Below are 24,275 nucleotides of genomic sequence, written 5' to 3'. Positions count from 1 at the left end.
GGCGACACCACCGGCATCCACTTCCAGATACCCGGCAGACCCGACAGAGGCGGACACCGCTGACGCGCCATCTTCCACATACAGGTTGCCGCCGTTCGTCACATTGGCTGCTGAGACCGTGCCGCCAGAGAAGACGTCCACTTCTCCGCCAGAGACCGTCGCCGTCGTTAGTGTTCCACCAGACACCGTTACGACGCCACCCGCGTTGACCGTGACGTTAGATGAACTAACACCGGCAGCAATATCGAGGGTGTCCCCATTATTGACACTCATGCCGGACTGCGTGGCTGTGCCCAGTCCTGTCTGTGCAGAAGACGGCGATGGATTGGTCGGATTACTCTGCAAGGCAGCGCCCTGTTTAGAACCTGAAGTAACGTTATCCATGCTCTTTTCTTTCGATAACAAGTGCGAGGCCATCATGGGCACAGGGAAGAAAAACGAGGCAAACTCTGTTCCGCGTGTTCAAAGCAGTGTTTTTGGCAGGAAGCACGTGAATGGTGAGGCAATTAACTCACAAGACAAGTATAAACTTTCTGAAATATGAAGCTGTTTTAGGAGCAGTTACATTCAAAGAGACAAAAAATTTTGTTTTTTAGATCTTGGCGCAAGAGCGCGTTCAAAAATTAAAAAAACTGCCATCATAACGAGAAAATTTTTTAACTCATCAGAGAAAATAACGAACATCAACAAACGCAGACCATCCATCACCAGACGAAGGACAAACTTTTCTGCGGGAACTTCTAAAGGATTTGCGGACGATTAGTGTGACGTTTCCATGAAGTCTTTATGAACAAGGAATACTCTGGAAAACAATCAAGACGGCATGGAAATATCCCCAGCCCTGCAAACAAAACAACCGACGCAAAGATTACGTCGATTGCTTTGGATTTTAGAATCTTGAAAAAGTCATGGGGGTCTTCTTCAATTCCCCCCCATAAGCCTTTGTTTAGTTCGAGATCGTGTTGGTCAGCACGCTGCCCGTAGCAGGGTCAAGCAAAAGCTGGCCGGAACGCTGATGGGTGAAGTCAAACAGGTCTTCAATGCTGCCAGACGCTTCATCAAAAGAACCGCCACCCAGACGTGCGCCGTTCAGCCAGTTATCTTCGATGAAGCGCACAACAGAAGCCTGCGTAGACAGAGTGTGGCTGACAGAATTTGCCTTGGCGTAAGGAGAAATAACGATAAACGGCAGACGCGTGCCCGGGCCGCAACGACCATTAACCGGCTGACCATTGACACCCATCGGCTGGCTGCCAGCCGTGCCACACACGCCGCTACCGTTCACTTGGTCAGCATTGGCATCAAAAGAACCGTGCTGAGGTGCGACATACTGATGGTCATACCAGCCATCGGAGTCATCATAAGCGATCACGACCGCCGTGCTGCTCCATTCCGGCTGCTGCTGAATGAAATTGATGAGTTTTACAACGCCAGCCTGCTCATCCAGCGGGTCAGAATAGCCGGCATGGCCGTCCTGATACGCCGGCATTTTGATATAGGATACTGCGGGGAAGTTACCGGCCTTCAGCGCACTGTAGAAATCGTTCAGATCATACTGATGGTTGGCTGGCTCAACAGCCGAGGACCCTGCAACCGTGCTGTACCCAATAGCCGCCATGGAAGACGGACGGGTGTGCTGCGGGTTGGAGGTGGACGCAAAATACTGGAACCAGTTGTGATGCGGGATGTAGTCTGTCACATCTTCAGAAACAACATCGGAATAAGTCTGACGCTGGCAACTCGTGGAACTATCACTGTTTGCTGTGGTCAGGTCAAACCCGCCCATAAATCCACCCCATGGGATGTTTTTGGTGTTAAGCAGATCACCAATGTTCTTTGCGTTCAGCATGACGGCGTTGGATTTGGAAGAACAGACGTCATAGCCCGGGTCCACGTCATTGATCATCGTGTAGCCGTCTTTTCCATCCGCAATAATGGAAGAGGACGCCTTGGAACCGACGATAGACTGCACACCGTTGGTCTGACCGCCGACAACTTCCAATGCGCCCGGCGTAGAGGGACCATACGTGTCCGTATAGTTATTATCGCTCATGGCGAAATACTGAGCATAGTTCCAGTAAGCGGTTACCGTGTTGCCGTCATAATAGCCCAGCACCTGAGCGGTCGTGCCGAATGCACCGACGCCACCGGATGAACCGCGCCCAGTATATTTAGGGAACAGATCCATTGAGCCATTATTGGTTGCGCGCTGTTCAGGCGTGTAGGCGTGGTTTTGGTCCGCTGTAGCAGCCTGCGTACGGTCCAAACGGAACGGCAGAGCAGCCCCGCTCCCGTTTGCGCTGTTGGTGTTGGGGTTTTGCTCCAGCAGGTTAGCGTTCAACAGGTTGTTAACCTGCGGCGTGCCCGTGAGTGCCGTAAAGCTGGGTTCGCCAGCCGGATTTGCCGACTTGGGGTAGGTTGCAAAATAATGATCGAAGGAGACGTTCTCCTGATAAATCACCACGAGATGCTTGATCGGCGTTTTCGTGGCGAAGCGTGATGCTGGCATGTGCGCGTATCTGGAAGCACCCAGACCGGCAGCGTTGCTCATTGCGGGCAGACAAATAGACAGCGAGAGAAGAGCTGACAATGCAACTTTCATGGGTCTGACGAACACTGTTACGTCACCTTTCGTATTTTACTGCCTGCATGAGAGACCTGCCGCACCATGAAAAACACCGGCGCCCAAGCTGGATGCCGGTTTGAGGAATGATGACCGCGAGACCCTTTAGCAGGGGCCGTAATTGCTAAACCACCTGTTCAATAGCCTTTGTTTCCGGGTTCATGTGTGACTGTTTCATGAAGAACTTATGACAGTAAAACCATTCCGCTCTCAGAAAGGAAGGACATTTTGTAATACCTCAACAAACAGTCTGCCACATCAAAAATAAGAACCAACACACGAAAAATAGAATATAAAAACATTATTCAAATACAATAAATTTTTCTAAATATTGTGTTTCATATTTAGCGTCCACATATGGAACATTATTCAGAACTGCTTGCCGTGGAAGGCGGCTCTGCCACACTCATGCCCTGTCGATGCTGAAAATCTGGACGCTGGATACTCTTCTCCCCTCCACGCTCCAGCGTAACGGACTCCCTACTGATTGAAACGAGAGTCCAGCCTGCGACCGTCTCCCCCGTGCGCACCAAATGTCCCACAGGAAGCCCCGGCGCCTTGAACAAAGCACCATTTTGCCCGGCATAATGGACAATACCGGTCAGAACAGGGGTGGTCTCCGCCTGCATTGCGGCTGCATCAGGCCGTCGGTCCAAGGCAAACAGAGGTCGCGCCAGAACAGTTTTGGCGGCATCACCCTGCGTCGCCTTCTCATCCAAAGGAGTGGGAGAGGCAAGAGCGGATTGTAAGGTGACCGCATGCAGAAACCCCACCCCCAAAACACACCATGTCCCATGCTTACGGCCCATCATGACTTCCATCTCTGCTGAATGGTTTGATAATAAGTTCGGTCCATGCGGCACCGTGGGCCGGAATGATACGCACACCAAAAAGAAGTGGCGCATCCCCTGTCCATGTTGTGTGCCAACTGGCCGGAGAGCCACCCCAATAACGGAGAAACAAGGCAGATACGTCCTGCGCGAGAACTTCCTCATGCTGTGGCCCCTCGGGAGCGCACCCCAGCTGAGGGTGTATCTGCCAACGCAGAACCAGACGCCGCGCACGGTCCACACCCAGCCCAATGCCGACTTCATGCTCCATGCCGTCAGGCAAGCGCGTAAGGGTGGTCAGAGCCAGACGATCTTGTGCGCCTGTCACGTTGGCCTCATCCGGCAGAACGGCTCCGAGAAGTTTGCGAAGAGCCGCATCAACTTCCGTTCGTTCTACAATGCGTTCCTGCGCCGCGTGCTGCCGTACCCAGCCCCGTAGCCCAAATGTGACACCTCCCGACAACATAAGGAACAACAGGCCGAGCAATGCCGTAACAACCAGAATTTCCAGCAGCGTAAAACCGGCTTGAGCGCCGTTTACATGCCCGTTACCCCACCGCCGCGCCATCCGCATCTTCATGGCGTAGCTGGCGGCCCGAACCGCCGTCCAGTGAGATGCACCCGCGCCCCGCGCCCCCAGAGCACTTCCACATCCACCGCATAAAATGCCAGCGGCATCCCGCGACCAGATGGAAGCGTGGCAATCTGCCGGGTTTCCGTCACCCAACGATATCCATCCGGGTCCTGCCCCTCCTGCCGCCCGATAATCGGGTGCGTAAGCACGAGCGCACTATCCAGTCGAGACCGGGCGCGACTAAGCGCTTCCTCCCGGTAGCCTGAGCGGGTTGTATTTTCCAGAGCCCCACCCAAGGTGACGGCGAGAACGGCCATCCCTGCCGCAGCAATCGCAATGGCCACCACAACTTCCAAAAGGGTAAAGCCCTGCTCATCGGGGCGGCCTGTTTTAGTCGCCATGCGTTAAAATCCGCCCTGTCAGTGGGCTGACCGAAATACTGACCGTCCGCGCCCCAACACGCAGCCCCCATGCCACCGCACTAGCAAGGCCGTCCGGCTGAAACGTCATGGGAGCCGGTGCCATAAGTTCAGCCTCTTTCGGCAACGTCGTCTGGCTCAAGAGAGTTTTTCTGGAAAATTCGATGAGTCTGTTCTGCGCCACGTCAAACCGGACTGTAACGACTTCCCCCTTGGTCATGGCGTCCAACCGGGCGGCCCGCAGGGTGCTCAGGAGGTTCTCGCGCGCCTGAAGGAAGGACACCAGCGTGCTATGCATCGGCCCACGCTCGAGAATGAGGGCAAGAAAAAGCCCTGCAATAGCCAGAACAATTATCATCTCCAGCAGCGTGAAGCCCTGCTCCTGTTTAATGCGCAAGGTCATTCAGCCCCAGCATGGCCAGCAGCAGAGCAGACACAATCCCCGCAACAACTGCGCCCATAATAATGGTAATGGCTGGCACAAGCAGAGCAACCAGACGTTGCAGGCCGACACGCGCTGACTCTTCATGCAATTCCGCTGCACGGAGGCACAAGGGACCAAGCTGCGCCGTTTCTTCCCCAAGCCGCATCAGATGAATGGCGCGGGGCGGGAACACCCCCGCGTTGTCCAACGGACGGGAAAGCCCTCCGCCTTCCCTCGCGACAAGAGCCGCTGCCGCCACAGCCTGCGCACCGGCGCGATTGCCAATAACGTCCTCGCTGATTTTTAACGCACTCAGGAGCGACACACCGTTTTGCAGCAGAGTGCCGAGCGTGCGGGTTAGACGCGCGGCCATAATATCCCGTGAAAGACCGCCCACCACAGGCAGGCGAAGAAGCGTGCGGTCAAATCTGAGACGAAAAGCAGGCTGTGCCAGCAACGCCCGCAAAACAAAGCCAGAGGCAATCGTGGCAAGCAGCAGAACGAGGCCCCAGTGGCTTAGAAAATCACCCGCGGCAATCACACATTGCGTCAGGAACGGCAGTTGCGCTCCGGCCTCCGTAAACAAGGGCACAAATTGCGGCAGAACGCCCGTCAGCAACAGCACGACCGACCCGATGGAAGCCACCACCAGAATGGCCGGATAAATCAGCGCGGATTGAATGGAGGTGGTCAGCTTTCGTTCCCGCTCCATCAGTGTGGCCAGACGGTCCAGCGCGTCACCCAGTGCTCCTCCGGCCTCCCCGGCCTTGACCAGATTGATATAAAGCGGCGTGAAACAATCGGCCCGTGTAGAGAGGGCTGAGGCGAACGACCCACCATTCCGCATGGCGTCCCGCAGTTCAGTAAGCACCTTACGAGCGCGACGGCCCGCACTCCCGTTTTCCGGCAGGGTCTCAATCAGAAAACGCAGAGCACGGTCCAGATCCAGCCCTGCGCCCAGCATGAGCGCCAGTTCTCGCGTAATGTCCGTAACCTGTCCTCGCGTCAGCCCGGCTCTCCGCAAAGAGAATGACACCTGCAAGCCACCTACCCTACCGCCTTCGGACTGCGGCACAACCCGCACAGGCGTCAGTCCATTACGCCGCAAATCCGCGACGACACGCGCTTCATCCGCTCCTTGAGCCTGCCCGCGCTGCATCTGCCCATCTGCGGTCAGAGCGGTATAGCGCCATGTTGTGCTCACCCGACTGAGGCTCCAGAGGTCAGCGCTGGCACGGGAGGCGTTTCAGTCTCGGCGCGGATAATCCGCATGACTTCCTCAACCGTTGTCTCTCCGTCACACGCCGCGTCTATTCCAGCCTGAAAAAGAGTTTTCATCCCCTCCTCCGCAGCTTGACGCTCGATAGCTGTATGGTCCGCCCGTGCGAGGATCAGCCTGACAATGGCAGGGGATGGCACCAGATATTCCGCAATGGCGACGCGCCCCCGGTAGCCGGTATGGCGACAGTCCGGACACCCGACCGCCTGCCAGAGAGAGCCTGCCTTATCGGACGGAATACCCAGACGCTGCGCCACGGCCGCATCCAGTTGGAGCGGTGCCCGACACGCCGTGCAGAGCCGCCTTACAAGCCGCTGAGCCAGAACCCCACGCAGCACGGCGGTTTGCAGATAGTCCTCCAATCCCATGTCCCGCAGGCGGGTAATGGCAGCCGCGGCAGAGTTGGTGTGGAGCGTGGACAGCACAAGGTGCCCCGTCAGCGCCGCCTGTGCCGCGATTTGCGCTGTTTCCAGATCACGGATTTCCCCCACCATGATCACATCCGGGTCCTGCCGCAAAATGGCCCGCAGCAGGGTTGCAAATGTCAGGCCAATTTGCGGACGAATTTGAATCTGATTGATACCAGCAAGCTGATATTCAATCGGGTCTTCAATAGTAACCACTTTGCGCTCGGTTACATTCAACTGCGCCAGACCGGTATAAAGCGTGGTGGTTTTACCGCTGCCTGTGGGCCCGGTGACCAGCACAATACCGTTCGGTTCTTCCAGTGCTGCGCGTAATTGCGCCGTTACTGCGGGCGAGAGGCCCAGAAGCCCATATTCGAATTTTACGGACCCTCGATCCAACACACGCATCACCACAGATTCGCCGTGCAACGCGGGAATGGTGGACACACGAAAATCCACCGACCGACCGCGCACAGCCAGCTTGATGCGACCATCCTGCGGTAGACGGCGCTCGGCAATATCCAGCCGCGCCATGATCTTGATGCGGGAAATAACAGCCGCAATCAACCGCGCGGGCTGGCTCTCCATTTCGTGCAGCACCCCGTCATACCGGAACCGCACACCCAACCGGTTTTCAAAAGGCTCAAAATGAATATCAGAGGCATGGGTCTCGACGGCGCGGAAAATAATCTGATTAACCAGCCGAATAACCGGGGCCTCGCTCGCCAGATCCTTCAGTCGGTCCGCATCCTCCTCAAGCGGATCACCCTCCGCGCTCTCCCCCTCCCCTTCCGCCGCATCCCCCTCTCTCGTTTCAGGGTAAAGGCGGTTTAAGGCGGCTTCCAAATCCACAGGGAGCGCTGCCAGTGGGCGCACGGGAAGAGAAACAGCCAGTGAGACCGCCTGTGTAATAAACGCATCCAGCGGGTCCGCCATAGCCAACAGCAACACCCCGCCTTCTAGATGGAGCGGGACAGCAGATACCTGCCGCAGGAACGGTGCCGGAAGACGGTCTGGCAGAACCGGCTCTTCCAAGGCGGCAAGCGTTGCGGCAGACACAACTGGGCCGTCGGTCAGGCTGGCATAGGCCGCGGCCAACGCGACCTCACTCACCAGACCAAGCTGAAGAAGGATGGCGGGTAGCGCCTGCCGGTTTTCCTGCGCGACCCGACGGGCGCGGTCCAGCACAGCGGCATCACACGTCCCAGCCCGCATCAGAGCCTCCGCCAGCCGGGCTTCCCCCAGTGCACGCGCACCCGGGGCCGGAAGAATGGAAAAGCTCACGCAACGCTACCTTTTGCTGATACGCAGCGGATGCCGCACGTCTGGACAGGTTATAAAAGAACCGCTTTCACGCGACCAGATCACCGCTGGGGCCATTCAGAACGTTTCATCAAACTGTCACAACTTCCCCCTCGCCACAGGGAAGAGGGGAATGGTAATGCCCACACACATCCTCTGATGGTCTGACAGACCTGCGGCTCTGCCGACTACACGGTTTTCCCGCTGCTGCGCGCAAGGCATGAGCACGCCATGACGTTCCTGTTCCTCCACCACTCTGACCCGACAGACATAACCCTGTCCGGCAGGCTGACCGCGTGACAGAGGCACGTCTCTCCACGGGCACACGTCTCCCAACGGGCCTGAGTGGGCAGGTTCTTGCCTGTAGTCTGACTTTTGCTGGTCTCGCCGGGATTAGTCTAACCGGGCTTTCCCTGCTTTCGTTCTATAACAACCGCGCAGCAGACCTTGAAGACAAGCGTTTAGTGCTAAGCCACACGGAGCAGCTTGTCAGCCAGATCCCCGAACTCAAGCGGCGCTATCAGGAGCGACGCGCCTCAGCATCCAGCACGCACAGCCTCCTGTCAGGGCAGAGTGATTCTGAAGCCGCCGCCAATCTTGTCCAAACCGTTCAGGCACTGGCCACGCAGCACCAGATTGAAATCTCCAGTCAGGAAACGCTCCCTCCGCACGCCGTGGGACATTTCCGCGCCATTAGCATCCGCATTGCGCTGACAGGAAACTGGCCTGCCTTTGTGGCGCTGCTTGGCGATATTGACCATGCGGAACCACGCCTACTGGTTGAAGATCTGGAAATTCAACGCGCCCGCGCCGTAACCGAGACCACACGCGGACACGGCAGCGCCGTGGATGCAACGCTTTCTATTACGGGCTTCAGAGCCGATCTCGGCACACCCGCCCACACCGCTCCGACACATTGAGGATCATGCCGCATTTTCTCCGTCGCGTCAGCGCCGCCTCCCTCCTGATCTCCGTAGCGGGCTGCGCCCAGAAACAGCCAGAACTGCCGCCCCTTCCTGTGCCAGAGCATGATATCCGCGCAACGGTGCGGGAAGATGGTGCCGTCGCCCCCCTTCCTTCTAACGGGCAGACGTTCGTGCGCATGGGTCGTGGTACGCAAAGTGGTCTGACTGGCAGCCCGGTAAGCGGTGGTGGCGATATTTCCCTCAATTTTGCCAATACCGATATTCGCGCCGTAACAGAGCAAATCCTCGGCGGCATTTTGCATGTCAATTACGTGGTTGACCCCACCGTGCAGGGCACAGCAACCCTCCACACCGCCCAACCCTTGCGGCGTGACCAGCTTATTCCTACGCTGCGTGTGCTGCTGGCGGGTGCTAACGCAACATTGGTGACGCAAAGTGGGCTATATCGCGTTGTGCCTCTCACCGTGGGCAGCGGCGGTCCGGGGTCTGGTGCCGGGTCCGCCAACAGCACCATCGCCATTCCGCTGCGCTATACAAACGCTGCCAGCATTGCAAAGCTCATTCAGCCGGTAGTCCAAGGCGGCAGCCATGTCACAGCAGACCCGGAGAGCAATACCATCATCCTCTCGGGTGATGCCGCGACGCGGGAGAGCCTGACAGAACTGGTCCGCACGTTTGATACCGATGCTCTGGCCGGACAGTCCTACCTGCTCCTGCCCGCCACAACCGGGACAGTCAGCGAACTCAGTCAGGCTCTGAAAACCGCTCTGGGCGTTCGCCGCACCGGCGGCGACGGCACTGGCAATGACGCCATTCGCCTGTTTCCCATGCCGGGGATTGATTCCATTCTGGTTACGGCCCGCCAGCCTCGCCTGATTGAAGATGCCCGGCGGGCTTTTTCCGTCATTGAGGCCGGACGCAAGCAGACCGTACGCAATTGGAGCGCCTTCTACCTTCAAAATGGCCGGGCGAATGACGTCGCCTATGTACTCCAGCAGGCCTTTACGCCAGACCATGTGACAGCCACGCCCACACCTGCACCCAAACAACAGACAGGAATGAGCCTGAACAACGGCAACAGTTCCTCCGGTTTTGGCAACATGTCCAATTCCTCCGGCATGGGCGGCGGACAGTCTGGGTCTTTCACATCAGGCAACAACTCCTCTGATTCCAGCTCCGGCGCTTTTGGCGCAGGCCAGAATAACGGCGGCGGACAGAACCAGAGCAGCAATCAGCAAGACGGTATCAGCAACAATCCCCTTCTGGGCGGATTGGGGAACATGGGCGAAAACAGTGAGAATAGCTCTCACATTCGTATCATCCCTGACTTACAGAACAACTCCGTTCTGGTGTACGGTACGCGCGCGGAAACTGAAACCATCACTGCCATGCTGCATAAAATTGATATTATGCCGCTTCAGGTCATGGTGGATGCCACCGTAGCCGAGGTCACTCTGAATGACTCCCTGCAATACGGCACACAGTTTTTCTTCAAATCCGGCGGGATTAACGGCATTCTGAGTAACGCCACGCAGCCTCTGGGTGCGGCTAATCTGGTCTCTTCCCAACTGTCCTCCGGCTTTCCGGGTTTTGTGTTGGGTGGCCATGGGCAGGGCGGCGCGCCATTTGTGATTAACGCGCTGCAAACTGTAACCAAAGTGCGGGTTCTGTCCTCCCCGCAGATTATGGTGGTGGATAACCAACCAGCCTCGCTCATGGTCGGTAATCTTGTGCCCTATCTTACCGGAGCAACAACAAGCGTTGTCACCTCCAATTCCACCATCACCAATTCCATCAACTACCAGCCGACCGGCGTTATTCTTCAGGTTACGCCCCACGTTAGCAATACGGGCTTGGTAACACTTGATATTTCGCAACAGGTCAGTTCCGTTTCCTCCACCTCAACAGGTACCGGCTCTTCCAGCATTAACAGCCCGACTTTTTCACAGCGGCAGGTTACCTCACGCGTGGCGATTGAAGATGGCCAGACAGTCGGGCTTGCGGGGCTGATTACGGATAACGCATCTCGCGGTAATCAGGGTTTGCCGTGGCTGAAAGATATTCCTGTTCTGGGCATGCTCGCCAGCCAGCAGACCAACCAGCGGGAGCGTACGGAACTCCTCGTCATGATCACACCGCATGTCATTCGCAGCCAGAGCGATGCCCGCGCCATGACGGAAGACCTGCGCAGAAACCTCGCCCAGTCCGCCGCGCTGACACCAGAACTGGCCCACACACCGCAAACTGGCTCCCCAGACCCGCAGCAACGCATTCTGAAAGCTGTTGGCCTGCATGACTAAGTGCGCCTGAAAACGTGCGCCATGCGAAGCGCCCCAAAGCGCGGCACACGGAATGAGCGAGGCTTTGCCCTGCTGCTTGTGCTGTGGACTCTTGTGGTCATCAGCCTGATAGGCACCGCACTTCTGGCGGGAAGCCGCGCCACCACACGGCAGGAAACTACCGAAACCGTGCTGACAACCTTGCGGGCCGAAGCCGATGCGGCCATTCAGACCGCCTTATATCACCTGCTGGCGGAAGGCCATGCGCATTGGCTCCCGGATGGAGCCATACACAGACTCACCGAGCCAGACCTAACGGCTGATGTCACCATTCAGCTTGAAACGGGAAAAATTAATCCCAACATTGCCCCGCCCGGTTTGCTGACAAGTGTTTTCCAGACAGCCGGACTTCAGGCCGCCGCTGCACAGACGCTTGCACGAATGGTCGTGCTCTGGCGTACACCGCCCTCTCTCACCCAGCAGGCAAACAGGCAGGCCACCACAAATCTAATTGCAAATCTCGGGGCCTGTAAGCCCGCAGGCCGCCCCTTGCGGACGTTTGATGATCTGGCCGCTATTCCGGGTATGACACCGTCCCTGCTGCGCACATTGGCGCCCCATCTTTCCTTCACACAAAACGATGTGCCATCCCCCCGCACGCAAGACCCGTTTATCCGTGCTATTTTTGACCACATGCAACCTCAACTCATGGGTTCGGCATCACCGATGCAGGGCACCTCACTTCAGCCGGGTCAGGATACGTCCCTGTCCGACTGGACAGACCGGACGCTGATTGTCTCGGCCCGTGTCAGAAGAGCAGGCGGATATGTCATGGTTCGTCGCGCCGTTGTGGCACCCCAACTGGGCCACACCATGCCTTTTGCCTATCTCTCACTTGAGACGATAGGTGAGAGGCAGACGGAAACACGCTGACCGGGCATCTGTGGGGAGAAAAAAGACAGTTTCATGAAGTCTGTCCCATCCAGCCAGCACCCAGTTGAACGCGCTTGAAGCGTCCATTAGAGCAACGCTGGATACGTCACTCTTTAGGCGGGAACATTGATGCCGCCGTACTGAGCACCTTCTGCCGGTAGGCTGCATTTAATGAAGGCGTGTGGGAATGATAATAGCCGATAGCCTGCATGATATCGCCATGCGCCTCGTTAATATACGTCCGCAAAATCAGCGCAGAAGCCGCCACATTAAAACAGGAATCAGAAACCAGCCGCGCCGCGGTCTGCACCGCAGGCAGATGGCTAATTTCAGCCAGAGGCTGCACCCAGCGTGTGTTGATCTGCATCAGGCCGAGATCGGAACTGCCATCCGTGTTCCGATGCACCATACCCGTAATGCCGCCTTCCACTTTCTGGATAACAGGCAGAACACGGACCGGAATATCATAACGGATTGCACTGGCAACCATACAGGCAAGAAGTGGGATGGGCATAAGGGTCCTGATCGCAACGGGCTTGGTACTGCGCATCCCCTCAATTTTTTTTCCGGGCGGCGCGCCATATTGCGCCCGTCCTTCGCGCAAGTCCTGTGAGGATTTTATGACAAACTCTCGCCGTCCCCAGCCCACTCTCTCTGACGAGACTAATCCTCAATCCGGCTTTACCCTGCTGGAAATTCTGGTCGTTCTGGCCATTCTCGCGCTTCTGATTGGCCTTGTCGCCCCCGCGGCCCTGCGCCAGCTTGGCGGTGCGCGTGTTTCCGTCGCCAAACAATCCATCTCACGGCTGGGCTCGGTGCTGGACCTCTATAAGCTGGATGTCGGCAGTTACCCCACGACGGAAGAAGGGCTGGCCGCACTCATCCGCAAACCGTCCGACGCACAGAACTGGAACGGCCCATATCTGAAAGACTCAGCCGAACCGAAAGATGCGTGGAACCACCCATACAGCTATCAGGCCCCCTCCTCGCGCGAAGGGCATGAATATGACCTGTGCTCCGCCGGCGCACATGGCAATGGTAGCGCGAGCCCCGGCCAGCCCGGAGCGATCTGCAATCCATAAACCAACCGCGCCCGATACCATAAGGTTCGGGCGCTCAGGTTTCAGTGTTTGGTCTGGGTAGCCTGCACGCCATCAGCCTGTGCGGTCTCTCCCGTCCATCCGTCGGTCAGCGTTTTCAGGAAGGCAATAATGGCGTTGCGCTCTGCTTTGGTCAAAGCCGGAGCCTGCCCCGGCTTACGGTCAAACGGCGCATCGGTCTTATCAACATTTCCCTGATAGGCCGCCGGAATATCATTATAAGCCTGCACCTTGCCGTCTGGCCCACGCGGATAGAAGCGTTCAGGCTCAAGATCACGCAAAACATAAAAATCCATTACGTCATCCAATGAATGGAATACGCCGTTATGGAAAAACGTGTTGCGTGTTGCTGTATTGCGCAAGGTAGGCGTTGCAAACATTCCGCAATAAGGCGCGAGGTCTTTCCGACCTCCCGGTTTCTGGTCACACACGCCCAGATCATAATAACCGGCATCATGCGTATGCTGGAGTGCCGGGTTCCGGGGGGCTGCAAGTGCCTCATACTGGTGGTCCGTAAAGAGCGGCGGCAAGCCATCCGCCCGCACCGTATCAACATGACAGGCCGCGCAATTTCCCTTTTTTGGGTCATTGAACAGCATATAGCCTTCGCGCTCTATAGGCGTGAAGCGCGCGTTACCCTGTAGCCATGCATCGAATTTGCTGGAGTACGGATGAAAGGCCTGATTCTCAATCTGGTAGCGCGCCAAAGCAAACAGCCCTTCCGAAAGCAGGAAATCGGAAGATTTCTGGCCACGAATACCCGCCAAAGCTCGCAGGGGGGCGGCATAGTCAGCCGTCTTCAGTCTGGCGCTTACTTTTTCGGGTGATCCAGCCATTTCGTCCGGGTCAAACATCGGGCCGCTGGCCTGCTGATGCAGCGTGTCCGCCCGCCCATCCAGAAATAGCCCCCCCTGCGGCACCAGATTAGTTGCGGAACTTGCCGTGTTGATCGCACTTTTGGCGGCATGTGCGCCCCCCGTTACCGGCACAGCAATTGTTGGCGCAACATCATCCGCCACGGCATCATCCGGACCAATGCTAAACGGCGGCTGACGTTCCAGATATGTCAGGCTGGGGATCTCGCGCCGCCCTTCCCGATCTCCCGCTGCCCCACCCATAAAAACCGCCGTCTTGCCCGCGGGGCCGTAATGCAGCGCAGGCACATGGCAGGAGGCACATGAGAACTTTCCCGAACCCGATAAGGAAGGATCAAAAAACATGGCCTGACCGACGGTTGCCATTGTGGAGAGCGGTTGCTGCGCGTGAATGTGCAATTTACGCGGGCATGGATTACTTCCATCAGTAGCGGGGCTACAGGACGGCCCAGCAGCAGGTTGGGCACTCCCCTGCCCGACCAGCGAGAGAGAGAGCACGGCTGCGCATCCGGTAACGAGAAAAGTTGAGTGAAACAGCTTAAAAGCGCGCACGACTAAACACCTTCTCCTGCCACGTCTGAACCGGGCCTTACGATAGTGGGAGGCTGATTACCATTCCCATCTTCTCCTTAGTATGATCTTTTCATGAAAATCAGTCGCAGCCCGCAAATGAGAAAAGCGTCGCAAAACTGTCACAAGCAGGGCTCTGCCTTAGGCCAAAAGCGAGTGCTAGACTAAGTGGGGAGGTCTCTGCTCAATGGCCAGAGAAACTCAAACAGATTGAGACTTCATTTTTCGTGAGATATTTTTGATTTCATTCTCCCGCAGCACCTTTGCCACATGGTGGGTCGAGCAGAACGCAATCGTGTTGCGCAAAGCCGCCGCCCGCTGGCTCCCCGCCCGCCTGAAAACTGTCTTTAATGGTATCCAGAGCCGGTATGCCACCCCAACTGTGGTCATACACCCTGGCACGCAAAGTCTGACACTTCTCCCGCAGTCTCCTGATACCCCACCCCACGTCGTCCCTGCCACTCCAGACGGCATGGCTCAGCTTGCCACGCTATGCGCAAGCCGCAAGCCCTTGCAGCGCCTCCCGCTCGGGCGGAAACGGTCTCCTCTTGGGGTGCGGGTTATCGTTCCCGGCCTGATTATTTTACAGCGCGTTGTGCGGTTACCAACGTCTGCCGCTGCGGACGCTGACTCTTTTGTCAGATATCAGATGGACCGGATTGTGCCGTTCGCACCGGAAGAAATCCTGTGGGGTCTTTCCCCTCTCTCAACCGATGCCCCGACAGACACCGAATTTTTGCTCGGCATAACGCCGCTGCTCCCCCTCGCCCCATGGCTGGACGCCTTTAAAGCCGCACATCTCAAGCCTGTTGCTCTTGCAAGCCAGACAGACGGCTCCACGCCCTCTCTGCCCCTTTCCGACCACGAGCACAGCACTCGGCCGTCTCGCACACTTGTAACGGTGGCCGCACTTGCGTTGGGGCTCACTCTGGGTGTGCCATTTATCTGGCAGGCAGTCGCGGACTATCGGCTCACAACGCAGCTTGAAAACCTTCAACCTCAGCGCCTCGTGGCAGAAACACTGCGCAGCCGTACGGAGGCTCTGACGAATAGCAATACCCTACTCAACCATGAAGCCCAGCGTGTCGGCTCCCCTCTCACGCTGCTCGCAAAACTGACAAACGCTCTGCCGGATACAACCTTTTTGGACTCTCTTTCTCTCAAGCAGGGGCAGATTACGCTAGAAGGCCAGTCAAAAGAAGCCGCCCGTCTGATCGGCCTGCTTGAAAAAGAGAACGCTATGCGTGACCCCAGATTTGTCGGCCCACTCCTCCGCCTTCCAGAAGGACGCGGCGAAAGCTTTACACTCCACGGCTCCGTTCAAAATTAGGGTCGGCCCCTGAACCGCAATGGGTCAGCACACAGTTTCGTATTCACATCAGGCCGGGCCAAGAGACCCGGCCTTTTGCATCTTCAGCCGTGCGTTGGCATGACAAACTCCGCGCCGGAACGAATGCCCGCAGGCCAACGCTGCGTAACCGCCTTCATCCGTGTGAAGAAGCGCACACCTTCCGGCCCATGCATATGGTGGTCGCCAAAGAGTGAGTCTTTCCATCCACCAAAAGAATGGAAAGCCATCGGCACAGGGATCGGCACGTTTACCCCAACCATTCCGGCTTTTACCGCATGGGCAAAGGTTCTGGCCGCATCGCCATCCCGCGTGAAAATCGCTGTGCCATTCCCAAAGGGGCTATTGTTGATCAGTTCCAATGCTGTGTTAAAATCCGGTGCCCGCATAACGCACAGAACAGGGCCGAAAATCTCTTCCCGGTAGATGTCCATGTCCTTTGTCACGTTGTCAAACAAGGAACCTCCAATGAAAAATCCTTTTTCATGGCCTTTCACTTTTGTGGCACGACCATCCACAACCAGCGTTGCACCCTGACTAACGCCCGTATCAACCAACCCTTTCACGCGGGCCAGATGCTGTGCGGTTACGAGAGGCCCCATCTCGCTGGCGGCGTGTGTGCCATCACCAATCGTAATGGCTTTTACCTTTTTCTCCAGTTCCGCTACCAGCTTATCCGCAACAGGGCCGACCGCTACCGCGACGGAAATGGCCATGCACCGCTCCCCAGCGGAGCCATAGGCCGCGCCGATCAGCGCATCCACGGTTTTATCCAGATCACAATCCGGCATAACAAGCGCGTGGTTTTTTGCCCCACCCAGCGCCTGCACTCTTTTACCGTGCGCGGTGCCTGTTGCATAAACATGCTGGGCAATAGGTGTGGAACCAACAAAGCTGACAGCCGCAATCTCCGGATGTTCCAGAATGGCGTTCACCATATCCTTGTCCCCGTGCACTACCTGAAACACCCCGTCTGGCAGCCCGGCATCTTTAAGAATTTCCGCCAGCATAACAGCCGCGGATGGATCGCGTTCTGACGGTTTCAGAATGAAGCAGTTCCCCGTTGCCAGCGCCATAGGCGCCATCCACAAAGGCACCATAACCGGAAAGTTGAACGGCGTGATTCCGGCGGCAATCCCTACGGGCTGGCGCATGGTCCATGCATCAATCCCGCGCCCAACCTGCTCCGTATAGTCGCCTTTCAGCAGTTCCGGCACACCCGTCGCAAATTCCACAACTTCCAGCCCGCGGGTAACTTCCCCTTTGGCATCGGACAGGATTTTTCCATGTTCGGATGTGATAATGGCCGCCAGTGCATCCACCCGCTGCTCAATCAGATCACGCGCACGGAACAACACCCGTGCCCTTGCGAGAGGTGGCGTTTCAGCCCAGCCCGGAAAAGCGGCTTTTGCGGCCGCAACGGCGGCATTCAGATCATCCTGCGTGCCAAGAATAACCTGCTTGGTCACCTCTCCTGTTGCCGGGTTAAACACATCGCTCGTGCGTGTGCTCACCCCTTTTACAGACTTCCCGCCGATGATGTGATGAACTGTATGCATTGATCTTATCCTTTGACTAAGAGTTCAGCCTTCGCTGACGGCTTCATGTGAGAGGGAGACAATCTGCGTGCGCTCGCCTTTGCGCACGTTCAGGGTTTCAGGAACCCAGAACAGGGTGATAAAAAAGCCAATCAGGCACAGCCCCATCGGGTAGAGCAGTCCGGCGTAGGGGTTGCCCGTTTCCGTCACCAGCCACAGGCTGATGAGTGGCAGGAACCCACCAAAAATGCCGTTTCCAATATGGTAAGGAACAGAAATGGACGTGTACCGTACGTTGGCCGGAAAGCTTTCAACAATGAAGGCCCCATACGGGCCATAAACAGCGGCCGCAATCACAACCAGAGCAAACACGCAGGCGGAAATGGTCAGATAGCTGGTGTTTTCAGGCGTAATGGCATGGCGGATGATGGAGAAAATTGGAATATAAAACACCACGGCCGCAGCCATACCGGCCAGCGAGAGGCGTTTGCGCCCGATTTTATCCGACAAAGCCCCAAACATGACAAAGAAGGGAACACCCAGAAAAGCCCCGACAGCAACAGAAAGTGTTGCGGGCAGGAAAGGCACTTTCATAAATGTCTGGATATAATACAGCGCGTAGAACTGTGCGGTGTAAAAGGTAACAGCCTGCGCACAGGCAACGCCAAACAGAAACATCAGAATACGCCGGGCATTGCCGGGAATACGGAATGTATCCCGCACCGGAGATTTGGACAGCGCGCCCTGTTTGTGCATTTCCACAAATATAGGCGATTCAGAAAGACGCATACGAATACGAAGAGAAACAAGAACCAGAACAAAAGAGACCAGAAACGGCGCGCGCCAACCCCAGACGCCAAAAGCCTCTTCCCCCAGCGACAGGCGGAGCGTGAGCACAATGCCTAATGACAGGACAAACCCGGCGGACGCCATTGCCTGAATATAGCTGGCCCACTTGCCGCGCTCCTGCGGCGGAGAATGTTCGGCCACATAGGTAGCCGCCCCGCCATACTCGCCCCCCAGCGCCAGCCCCTGCACAATCCGCAGCAGGATAAGCAGAACCGGGGCGGCATAACCTGCGGTCGCGAATGTAGGCAGCAGGCCAATGGCAGCGGTGGAGCAGCCCATGATGAGCAGCGTGGTCAGAAAGGTTTTTTTCCGCCCGACGCTATCCCCCATATACCCAAAGAGCAGACTGCCCAGAGGCCGCACGGCAAATCCGGTCGCAAAAGTCGCAACGCTGATAAGGGTTGCGGCCACCTCATCTCCCGGCGGATAAAACAGGCGGGCAAAGAAAATGGCCAGACTGCCGTAAAGAAAGAAGTCATACCATTCAATAACGGTGCCAACGCTGGACGCCAGCACCAGAGAACGCATGGAGCGCTCTCCTTCCGGGTTGGATGTCATTTTTCCATTCTCCTGACAGGAGTTTTTTATTATTTTAGAGGCAAGACCTCACGCCCAGACTTTGCGATACAACGCCACAATTTCCGCATGGGCAGGCACGCGCGGGTTATTGGCGGGGGAGCCAGACGCCAGAGCTTGTTCTGCCATAAGGGGAAGCAGGTCATTCCAGCGGCCTTCCTCCAAGCCGTAGGACTGTGGAGTGGGCACATCCAGTTCCCGGTTGCGTAGACGCAGGGCGATTACAAGAGCCTCACAGGCCGTATGATCATCCGTCTTCTCAGACACAATCCCCATCACACGAGCGCAGGTCGCATATCGAGCCTCTGCGCCCGTCACGGACCACGCTGTGATTTCCGGCAACAACATGGCGTTGGACAACCCATGGGCAACATGGAAATGTGCGCCGATCGGGCGGCTCATCCCATGTACCAGCGCGACGGATGCGTTGGAAAACGCCATTCCGGCTTCAAACGCACCCTGCATGACCTGCGCACGGGCCTCACGGTTTGATGGCTCGGCGCAGACAACGGGCAGTGCGTGCCAGATGCGCCTCATGGCAGCCAGAGCCAGCGCATCCGTAAAGGGAGAGGCCAGTCTAGACACATAGGCTTCCAGCGCGTGGGTCAGCGCGTCCAGTCCGGTATCCGCAGTCAGGCGGCGCGGCATGGTCAGAGTCAATTCGTAATCGACAATTGCGATATGCGGCAGATAGGCATAGCCCGCACACAGCATTTTTTCGTCGGTTTTTTCATCCGTAATGACTGTAACCCGCGTGGCTTCCGAACCTGTACCTGCCGTGGTGGGAATGGCGATAATCGGCAACCCGGCATCATCCTGCACATGCGGCACCTTCAACTGTGAGGGCGTCCCGCCATGCTTGGCCAGCACAGCCACCATTTTGGCCGTATCAATCGGGCTGCCACCGCCCAGACCAATCACGCAGTCATACTCACCCTGTTTCAGGGCTGCCAGTGCCGCCTCTACGGATGCCACCGTGGGGTCCGGCACAGCATTTGGAAACGCACCGGACCGAAAGCCCGCGCCCGCCAGCAGGGCTTTGACACGGTCCAGCAAGCCGGACTGAGCCATGAAGGCATCAGTAATAATAAACGGAGCGGAAAGTCCGGCCTGTTTTAACGCGGCAGGAAGCTCGTTGAGAGCCCCTCCCCCGATACGGACCAGAGAGGGCAGATAAAGTGCTGTCATGGCCTTATCTCCAGAGTAAGGGGTGCGGTGAATGCCATCCCTTTCTCGCTGTTGTTCTTGTCCGGAGACTGAACGCGCAAAATCTTCACAAGAAAATCAGGAGATTTCGCCCACTTGATGTGCAAATCTGCACAACCATCCAAAAGAGGATTTTTTCGCTCGATGAAACGCAGTCTGGACTGGAGAAATCTGCAGTTTTTTCTGGCTGTCGCGCGCTCTGGTTCTCTATCAGAAGCCGGACGTTTACTGGGTGTTGATCACGCAACTGTGGGCCGACACATCGTTGCGCTAGAAACATCGGTCGGCAAAACACTCTTTGAGCGGCATCTGCGCGGTTATGCACTGACGCGCTACGGGCAGGATCTGCTGACCACAGCAGAAGCCATGGACCGCGAAGCAACACAGGTTGCGCAGGCCAGCAATCCTGTACACGGTCTAACCGGAACCGTGCGCATTAACGCTCTGGAAGGGTTTGCCAATTTTTTCCTGGCGGCCCGCATCGGCCCGTTGCTCGTGGATAATCCCGCACTGACGATCGAGATTCTGACCATTCAGCAGATAGTCGCCCTTTCCCGCAGGCAGGCCGACATTGCGATTACGGTAACACCCTCCGAGGATGATCGGTTTGTCTGTGAAAAACTGACACCTTATTTTTTGTGTGCCTATGCCACACAAGCCTATCTTGAGCGAGAAAAACCCATCAAAAAACCGGAAGATTTTTCATCTCATCTGTTTTCCGGCTATGTGGATGAAATGATTTTTATGCGAGAGCTGGATTATCTGGGCAGTCTCGGTGTCTCACGTCAAATGGTGCGTATCCAGAATTCCAGCGTGCAAGCCCAAATGGAGGCCGCCTGCTCCGGCCTCTGCATGGCCATTTTACCCACTTTTGTCGCCGCGACCCGCCCTGAACTGGTGCCTGTCTTACCCGAGCAGGTCAGGCTGAAACGCCACTACTGGCTGATAACGCGTGAGGAAGAGCAGAAAACCTTACGCATTGATCAGCTCTGTACTTTCATCCGGCAGGAAGTAAAGAGCAGCGCACAACACTTTGCCTTATAAGCCATAAGCGTGACCCGTCCATTTTCACGGACAGATCAACACTTAATGTGACCAGAAGCATTACAGGCTAACGCCCTAAGCACGGACGGCACACTTAACGAAATTTTAGAAAGTTTTATATTTTCTCAAAACCTTCTAAATTTTCCATCCCGTTCCCATCGCCATATCTGTCTTGCTCGGCCGTGTCGTTTCAACCCGGCCAGCAAATTGGAACAGGAACTCAGCTTCACTCCGGGCTGAAAGTGCAATGTCATACCACATGGCAGTTTGAGCCAGATCAAACGAAAGAACGCGGGTTTGCCCCGGAGAAAGCCGAACGGTCTTGCTCACCTGCCCATCTTTAAACGTGTAGACTAGGTCAGCCACGTCTGTTCCATGATTGGTCAGAGACACCACAAGGTCATTCTTCCTTCCCACGAGATACTGGCAGGCCGCCTCTATCCGCAAACCGTTCTGCCGCCCCTTGTAACGGCGATAAAAACCATTAGGCGCATGCACAGCCACATCATATTGGCCGCTGGCAAACGTCTTCATCTCACATGGCACATCCAGACGATCGCCAGCCGCAACAGCATAGGTGCCCGCCTGCATGGCCTGCTCTGCCGGATTGGTGTAGCGATAGACGTTAAACGGCAGACCGGCTGCGCGCTTACCATATAATCCTGTTCCAGCTTTCAGGCGCAGGCTGATATGCCGCCCGTCCCTGCTCACACCACCATCACAATAGGGTTCGTAAGGCAGTGCACAGGCGGAGCGATACCCCGGCTCCTGCCGCATAGCCTGATGGAGTTTCTCCGGGCTTTCACGCAGTTCGGCAACGGCACCCGCATCAAGAGTTTGAAAGCCACTCGGCATCGGGCGATCTTTCGCGTCCTCAACCCTCTGCAGATAATTATCCCGCTGCAGAAACGGTAAGGAAGGTACGGCTCCGTCATAATCACGAAAGCAGGATGTCAGATCACCGCTGATTGCCCGCCTCCATGGTGAAATATTCGTTTCAGTAATTTTTTTACCGAATTTTTCTTGAACAAACGCTTCCAGAAAACGCAACGTGGAGGTGTGTTCAAAGAGCTGAGAATTTACCCACCCTCCCCGGCTCCAAGGAGACGCCACGATCATTGGCACGCGAAAGCCCAGACCAATCGGACCACTGCGCGCCTGATGCTTGGGCACACCACGCGCAATTTCATCCTCAGCTGTTGTGTATTCCAAGCCATCCAGACCGATACTGCTGGACGAATGGCCGGTTTCCGGGTGATGAGGATCAGGGGCCGCATAAGAGCAGCAATGATCGAAATACCCGTCATTTTCATCATACGTTATAATGAAAATTGTCTTTTTCCAGACTTCCGGGTTTTCCGTCAGAATATCCATCACTTCCGACACGTACCATGCCCCATACCAAGGAGATGTCGGGTGATCAGAAAAATGCTCGGGCGCAGACAACCATGAAACAGAAGGAAGCTTGCCGCCTTTCACGTCCTGACGAAACTGGTACAAAACATCCCCTTTAGGGGCATTCATGGTGATGGTTTTTCCCCCATCATGGAAGGTCAGCTTCTCCAATTTACGGTAATTTTCATCTGCCTTGTTAATTACAAATGCTTTTTCAAATAATGAACGTTCTTCAGGTGTCAGCTTATCCGGCGTTTTAGCGGACTGTTTGCGCCGCATGAGGACATCCATCAGCATCTGTGCCTCAACGCGCTTTTCAGCTAGCGTGTCAGACACAAGCATTTCGCGGCTGTTCAGCCTGTCCAGATGCTCACGGCAATCACTAAGGCGCGCATCCAGCCATTCCTGAAAACCCGGATTGGCAGAGACAGCATATTGGTCAAAACATTCCAGAACGTTGGTGCTAAAATTGCTCAGCCAACTCCGCTCTGCCTCACTCATCCCCCCCGTCTGGGTCAGTTCATTCTGATAATATTTCCATGAAACACCAGCTTGCTCCAATCGCTCCGGGAAGGTGCCCCACGTCATCCCCCCTTCTAGGATCTCACCGTTCCGCATGTAAACGCGGGAAGATGTGTCCTGACGGTCCCGCACTGTCCCGGTCATGAACAAGAGCCTGTTAGGCGTTGTGCTGGTCATGGCGCCGCAATAATTTTGGTCACAGACCGTAAACGCATCCGCAAGCGCATAGTAAAACGGTAAATCCTCGCGCGTATAATACCCCATGGTCAAAGGATAACGATCATATCCTTTATGGTGCGATTTTTTGGCGTCAATCCACCCGTTATGCGCGCCACCATTCCACGCATCCACCTGACTGTCACGTGAATGCGGAATTGAGCCCATCCATGTCACCCGTGTATCTTGGATATTCAGCCTCCATGGCAGATAGGTCTCGCCAGACTGGCTCGACTGCATGAAAACCGGGTTTCCGTTTGGCTGTGCCATTCCCCGAGGATCATTAAACCCACGCACACCCTGCAATGAGCCAAAAACATGATCGAAAGACCTGTTTTCCTGCATCAAGATAACGACATGCTCCGCGTCTTTCCATGTGGAACCGACCTCTGGAGCAATGGCAAAAGCGCGGCGAATGGAGGAAGGCAGTGCGCTAGCGGACCCAGCGGCTACTCCAGACAGAAGCGCGTATTTCAGAAAGTCTCTACGTGTTGCCATGGTGAGCGTCTTATCCAGTGTGTCAGATGTCATTTAAAACGGGCTGGCGACGAAGCGCGCAGTTCAGCCATGTCAGGGTGTTGAGTGTCTTGAGTGAAGAGATAAATGAACAGATGAAGCAAGCGTCGGTCGACCGCTTTTCAAAGCGGCCAGCCATCCTCCGTGGCTTCCAGCCCACTGGCTGATGCTTTTTTTTTCGAGTTCGTGCAAAAACAAGAGTGATTTATTATATACACTATAAATATTATTGTAATGCACTATAATTTTCCTAATAATTATCCCAAAAAATACTCTAAACACAATTGTAAATTCTATAAGCTTAACAATCCTCATTCGGTTATAAGATTTGTTCTTAAAGCACCTATTAGTCGTAGTGCCGTGTAATTCTCGCAGATCAAAACTGACAAAATTGCCAAGTCCAGAATTCTGCCACGGATTAGCAACAAGATCAGTCAAATATCCAAGCGCATAAGAGATTATTCGGACCATCACGATTGGACATTTCCACGCATAAGATCACTACCCATACGAACGAAAATCGT

Annotated in this window: 19 protein-coding genes and 1 pseudogene; 6 read left to right on the top strand and 14 right to left on the bottom strand. The window is 55.9% G+C overall.

Features of this window, described 5'->3' with window-relative positions:
* The 8 genes and pseudogenes from AD949_RS04135 to AD949_RS04100 all read right to left on the bottom strand — a co-directional run.
* Positions 1-384: pseudogene (locus AD949_RS04135) on the bottom strand (hypothetical protein); the annotation flags it as partial.
* A gap of 562 nt (positions 385-946) precedes the next feature.
* On the bottom strand, positions 947-2,509 hold the full coding sequence (locus AD949_RS04130) for a phospholipase C (RefSeq protein WP_244463254.1): 1,563 nt from the start codon (positions 2,507-2,509) through the stop codon (positions 947-949).
* A gap of 479 nt (positions 2,510-2,988) precedes the next feature.
* A complete protein-coding gene (locus tag AD949_RS04125) occupies positions 2,989-3,435 on the bottom strand; it encodes a hypothetical protein (protein ID WP_048834501.1) in 447 nt (148 codons plus the stop codon).
* Complete coding sequence (locus AD949_RS04120) at positions 3,422-4,033, bottom strand: prepilin-type N-terminal cleavage/methylation domain-containing protein (RefSeq protein WP_048834502.1); 612 nt, start codon at positions 4,031-4,033, stop codon at positions 3,422-3,424. The genes AD949_RS04125 and AD949_RS04120 overlap by 14 nt, the downstream gene beginning before the upstream one ends.
* Entirely contained in the window at positions 4,030-4,428 is a 399-nt protein-coding gene (locus AD949_RS04115) for a prepilin-type N-terminal cleavage/methylation domain-containing protein (protein WP_048834503.1), read from the bottom strand. The genes AD949_RS04120 and AD949_RS04115 overlap by 4 nt, the downstream gene beginning before the upstream one ends.
* A complete protein-coding gene (locus AD949_RS04110; RefSeq protein WP_048834504.1) occupies positions 4,418-4,849 on the bottom strand; it encodes a GspH/FimT family pseudopilin in 432 nt (143 codons plus the stop codon). Before AD949_RS04110 ends, AD949_RS04115 begins: the two co-directional genes overlap by 11 nt.
* The gene (locus AD949_RS04105; RefSeq protein WP_048834505.1) at positions 4,833-6,074 is read right to left on the bottom strand and encodes a type II secretion system F family protein; all 1,242 of its coding nucleotides are present in this window, start codon (positions 6,072-6,074) and stop codon (positions 4,833-4,835) included. The genes AD949_RS04110 and AD949_RS04105 overlap by 17 nt, the downstream gene beginning before the upstream one ends.
* A complete protein-coding gene (locus tag AD949_RS04100; protein WP_244463255.1) occupies positions 6,071-7,840 on the bottom strand; it encodes a GspE/PulE family protein in 1,770 nt (589 codons plus the stop codon). The genes AD949_RS04105 and AD949_RS04100 overlap by 4 nt, the downstream gene beginning before the upstream one ends.
* A 314-nt stretch (positions 7,841-8,154) precedes the next feature.
* Here AD949_RS04100 and gspM point away from each other — a divergent pair, with 314 nt between their 5' ends.
* Genes gspM through AD949_RS04085 form a run of 3 tightly spaced genes read left to right on the top strand, consistent with a single transcriptional unit; the run spans position 8,155 to position 11,996 of the window.
* Entirely contained in the window at positions 8,155-8,778 is a 624-nt protein-coding gene (gene gspM / locus AD949_RS04095) for a type II secretion system protein GspM (RefSeq protein ID WP_048834506.1), read from the top strand.
* A gap of 5 nt (positions 8,779-8,783) precedes the next feature.
* A complete protein-coding gene (gspD, locus tag AD949_RS04090; protein ID WP_048834507.1) occupies positions 8,784-11,084 on the top strand; it encodes a type II secretion system secretin GspD in 2,301 nt (766 codons plus the stop codon).
* A 21-nt stretch (positions 11,085-11,105) separates the two neighbouring features.
* Positions 11,106-11,996, top strand: coding sequence for a type II secretion system protein GspK (locus AD949_RS04085; protein WP_141325431.1), 891 nt, complete (start codon positions 11,106-11,108; stop codon positions 11,994-11,996).
* A gap of 106 nt (positions 11,997-12,102) precedes the next feature.
* Here the strand turns inward: AD949_RS04085 and AD949_RS04080 are convergent, their stop codons facing one another.
* Entirely contained in the window at positions 12,103-12,510 is a 408-nt protein-coding gene (locus tag AD949_RS04080) for a lytic transglycosylase domain-containing protein (protein ID WP_048834509.1), read from the bottom strand.
* A gap of 106 nt (positions 12,511-12,616) precedes the next feature.
* On the opposite strand from AD949_RS04080, the gene gspG reads away from it, so the two are divergent.
* Positions 12,617-13,078, top strand: coding sequence for a type II secretion system major pseudopilin GspG (gene gspG / locus AD949_RS04075; protein ID WP_048834510.1), 462 nt, complete (start codon positions 12,617-12,619; stop codon positions 13,076-13,078).
* Positions 13,079-13,119: 41 nt separating this feature from the next.
* Here gspG and AD949_RS04070 read toward each other — a convergent pair whose 3' ends face one another.
* Positions 13,120-14,469, bottom strand: a complete 1,350-nt coding sequence (locus AD949_RS04070) for a cytochrome-c peroxidase (protein WP_244463256.1) — start codon at positions 14,467-14,469, stop codon at positions 13,120-13,122.
* A 310-nt stretch (positions 14,470-14,779) separates the two neighbouring features.
* Here AD949_RS04070 and AD949_RS04065 point away from each other — a divergent pair, with 310 nt between their 5' ends.
* On the top strand, positions 14,780-15,871 hold the full coding sequence (locus AD949_RS04065; protein ID WP_061504635.1) for a PilN domain-containing protein: 1,092 nt from the start codon (positions 14,780-14,782) through the stop codon (positions 15,869-15,871).
* Positions 15,872-15,954: 83 nt separating this feature from the next.
* Here AD949_RS04065 and AD949_RS04060 read toward each other — a convergent pair whose 3' ends face one another.
* From AD949_RS04060 to AD949_RS04050, 3 genes are read right to left on the bottom strand one after another with little or no spacing between them, the layout of a single operon-like run.
* Positions 15,955-17,448, bottom strand: coding sequence for a CoA-acylating methylmalonate-semialdehyde dehydrogenase (locus AD949_RS04060; protein WP_048834513.1), 1,494 nt, complete (start codon positions 17,446-17,448; stop codon positions 15,955-15,957).
* A gap of 24 nt (positions 17,449-17,472) precedes the next feature.
* Positions 17,473-18,834 (bottom strand): MFS transporter, encoded by a 1,362-nt coding sequence (locus tag AD949_RS04055; protein WP_048834514.1) that lies wholly within the window; start codon positions 18,832-18,834, stop codon positions 17,473-17,475.
* 48 nt (positions 18,835-18,882) lie between these two features.
* Positions 18,883-20,040 carry an iron-containing alcohol dehydrogenase gene (locus AD949_RS04050; RefSeq protein ID WP_048834515.1) on the bottom strand — a complete coding sequence of 386 codons (1,158 nt, stop codon included), beginning with the start codon at positions 20,038-20,040 and terminating at the stop codon, positions 18,883-18,885.
* Positions 20,041-20,202: 162 nt separating this feature from the next.
* Here AD949_RS04050 and AD949_RS04045 point away from each other — a divergent pair, with 162 nt between their 5' ends.
* A complete protein-coding gene (locus tag AD949_RS04045) occupies positions 20,203-21,102 on the top strand; it encodes a LysR family transcriptional regulator (protein WP_048834516.1) in 900 nt (299 codons plus the stop codon).
* Between the two features lie 135 nt (positions 21,103-21,237).
* Here AD949_RS04045 and AD949_RS04040 read toward each other — a convergent pair whose 3' ends face one another.
* Complete coding sequence (locus tag AD949_RS04040) at positions 21,238-23,733, bottom strand: phosphocholine-specific phospholipase C (protein ID WP_048834542.1); 2,496 nt, start codon at positions 23,731-23,733, stop codon at positions 21,238-21,240.
* Between the last annotated feature and the right edge of the window lie 542 nt (positions 23,734-24,275).

Source organism: Acetobacter orleanensis (genome assembly GCF_001581005.1).
GTDB lineage: Bacteria > Pseudomonadota > Alphaproteobacteria > Acetobacterales > Acetobacteraceae > Acetobacter > Acetobacter orleanensis.
This window is presented reverse-complemented; position numbering and strand designations above follow the sequence as displayed.

Coding starts and splice junctions, on each gene's coding strand:
- AD949_RS04130 (WP_244463254.1), bottom strand. CDS start 2,509: ATGCCAGCATCACGCTTCGCCACGAAAACGCCGATCAAGCATCTCGTG.
- AD949_RS04125 (WP_048834501.1), bottom strand. CDS start 3,435: ATGATGGGCCGTAAGCATGGGACATGGTGTGTTTTGGGGGTGGGGTTT.
- AD949_RS04120 (WP_048834502.1), bottom strand. CDS start 4,033: ATGAAGATGCGGATGGCGCGGCGGTGGGGTAACGGGCATGTAAACGGC.
- AD949_RS04115 (WP_048834503.1), bottom strand. CDS start 4,428: ATGGCGACTAAAACAGGCCGCCCCGATGAGCAGGGCTTTACCCTTTTG.
- AD949_RS04110 (WP_048834504.1), bottom strand. CDS start 4,849: ATGACCTTGCGCATTAAACAGGAGCAGGGCTTCACGCTGCTGGAGATG.
- gspD (WP_048834507.1), top strand. CDS start 8,784: ATGCCGCATTTTCTCCGTCGCGTCAGCGCCGCCTCCCTCCTGATCTCC.
- AD949_RS04085 (WP_141325431.1), top strand. CDS start 11,106: ATGCGAAGCGCCCCAAAGCGCGGCACACGGAATGAGCGAGGCTTTGCC.
- AD949_RS04080 (WP_048834509.1), bottom strand. CDS start 12,510: ATGCCCATCCCACTTCTTGCCTGTATGGTTGCCAGTGCAATCCGTTAT.
- gspG (WP_048834510.1), top strand. CDS start 12,617: ATGACAAACTCTCGCCGTCCCCAGCCCACTCTCTCTGACGAGACTAAT.
- AD949_RS04060 (WP_048834513.1), bottom strand. CDS start 17,448: ATGCATACAGTTCATCACATCATCGGCGGGAAGTCTGTAAAAGGGGTG.
- AD949_RS04055 (WP_048834514.1), bottom strand. CDS start 18,834: ATGACATCCAACCCGGAAGGAGAGCGCTCCATGCGTTCTCTGGTGCTG.
- AD949_RS04050 (WP_048834515.1), bottom strand. CDS start 20,040: ATGACAGCACTTTATCTGCCCTCTCTGGTCCGTATCGGGGGAGGGGCT.
- AD949_RS04045 (WP_048834516.1), top strand. CDS start 20,203: ATGAAACGCAGTCTGGACTGGAGAAATCTGCAGTTTTTTCTGGCTGTC.
- AD949_RS04040 (WP_048834542.1), bottom strand. CDS start 23,733: ATGGCAACACGTAGAGACTTTCTGAAATACGCGCTTCTGTCTGGAGTA.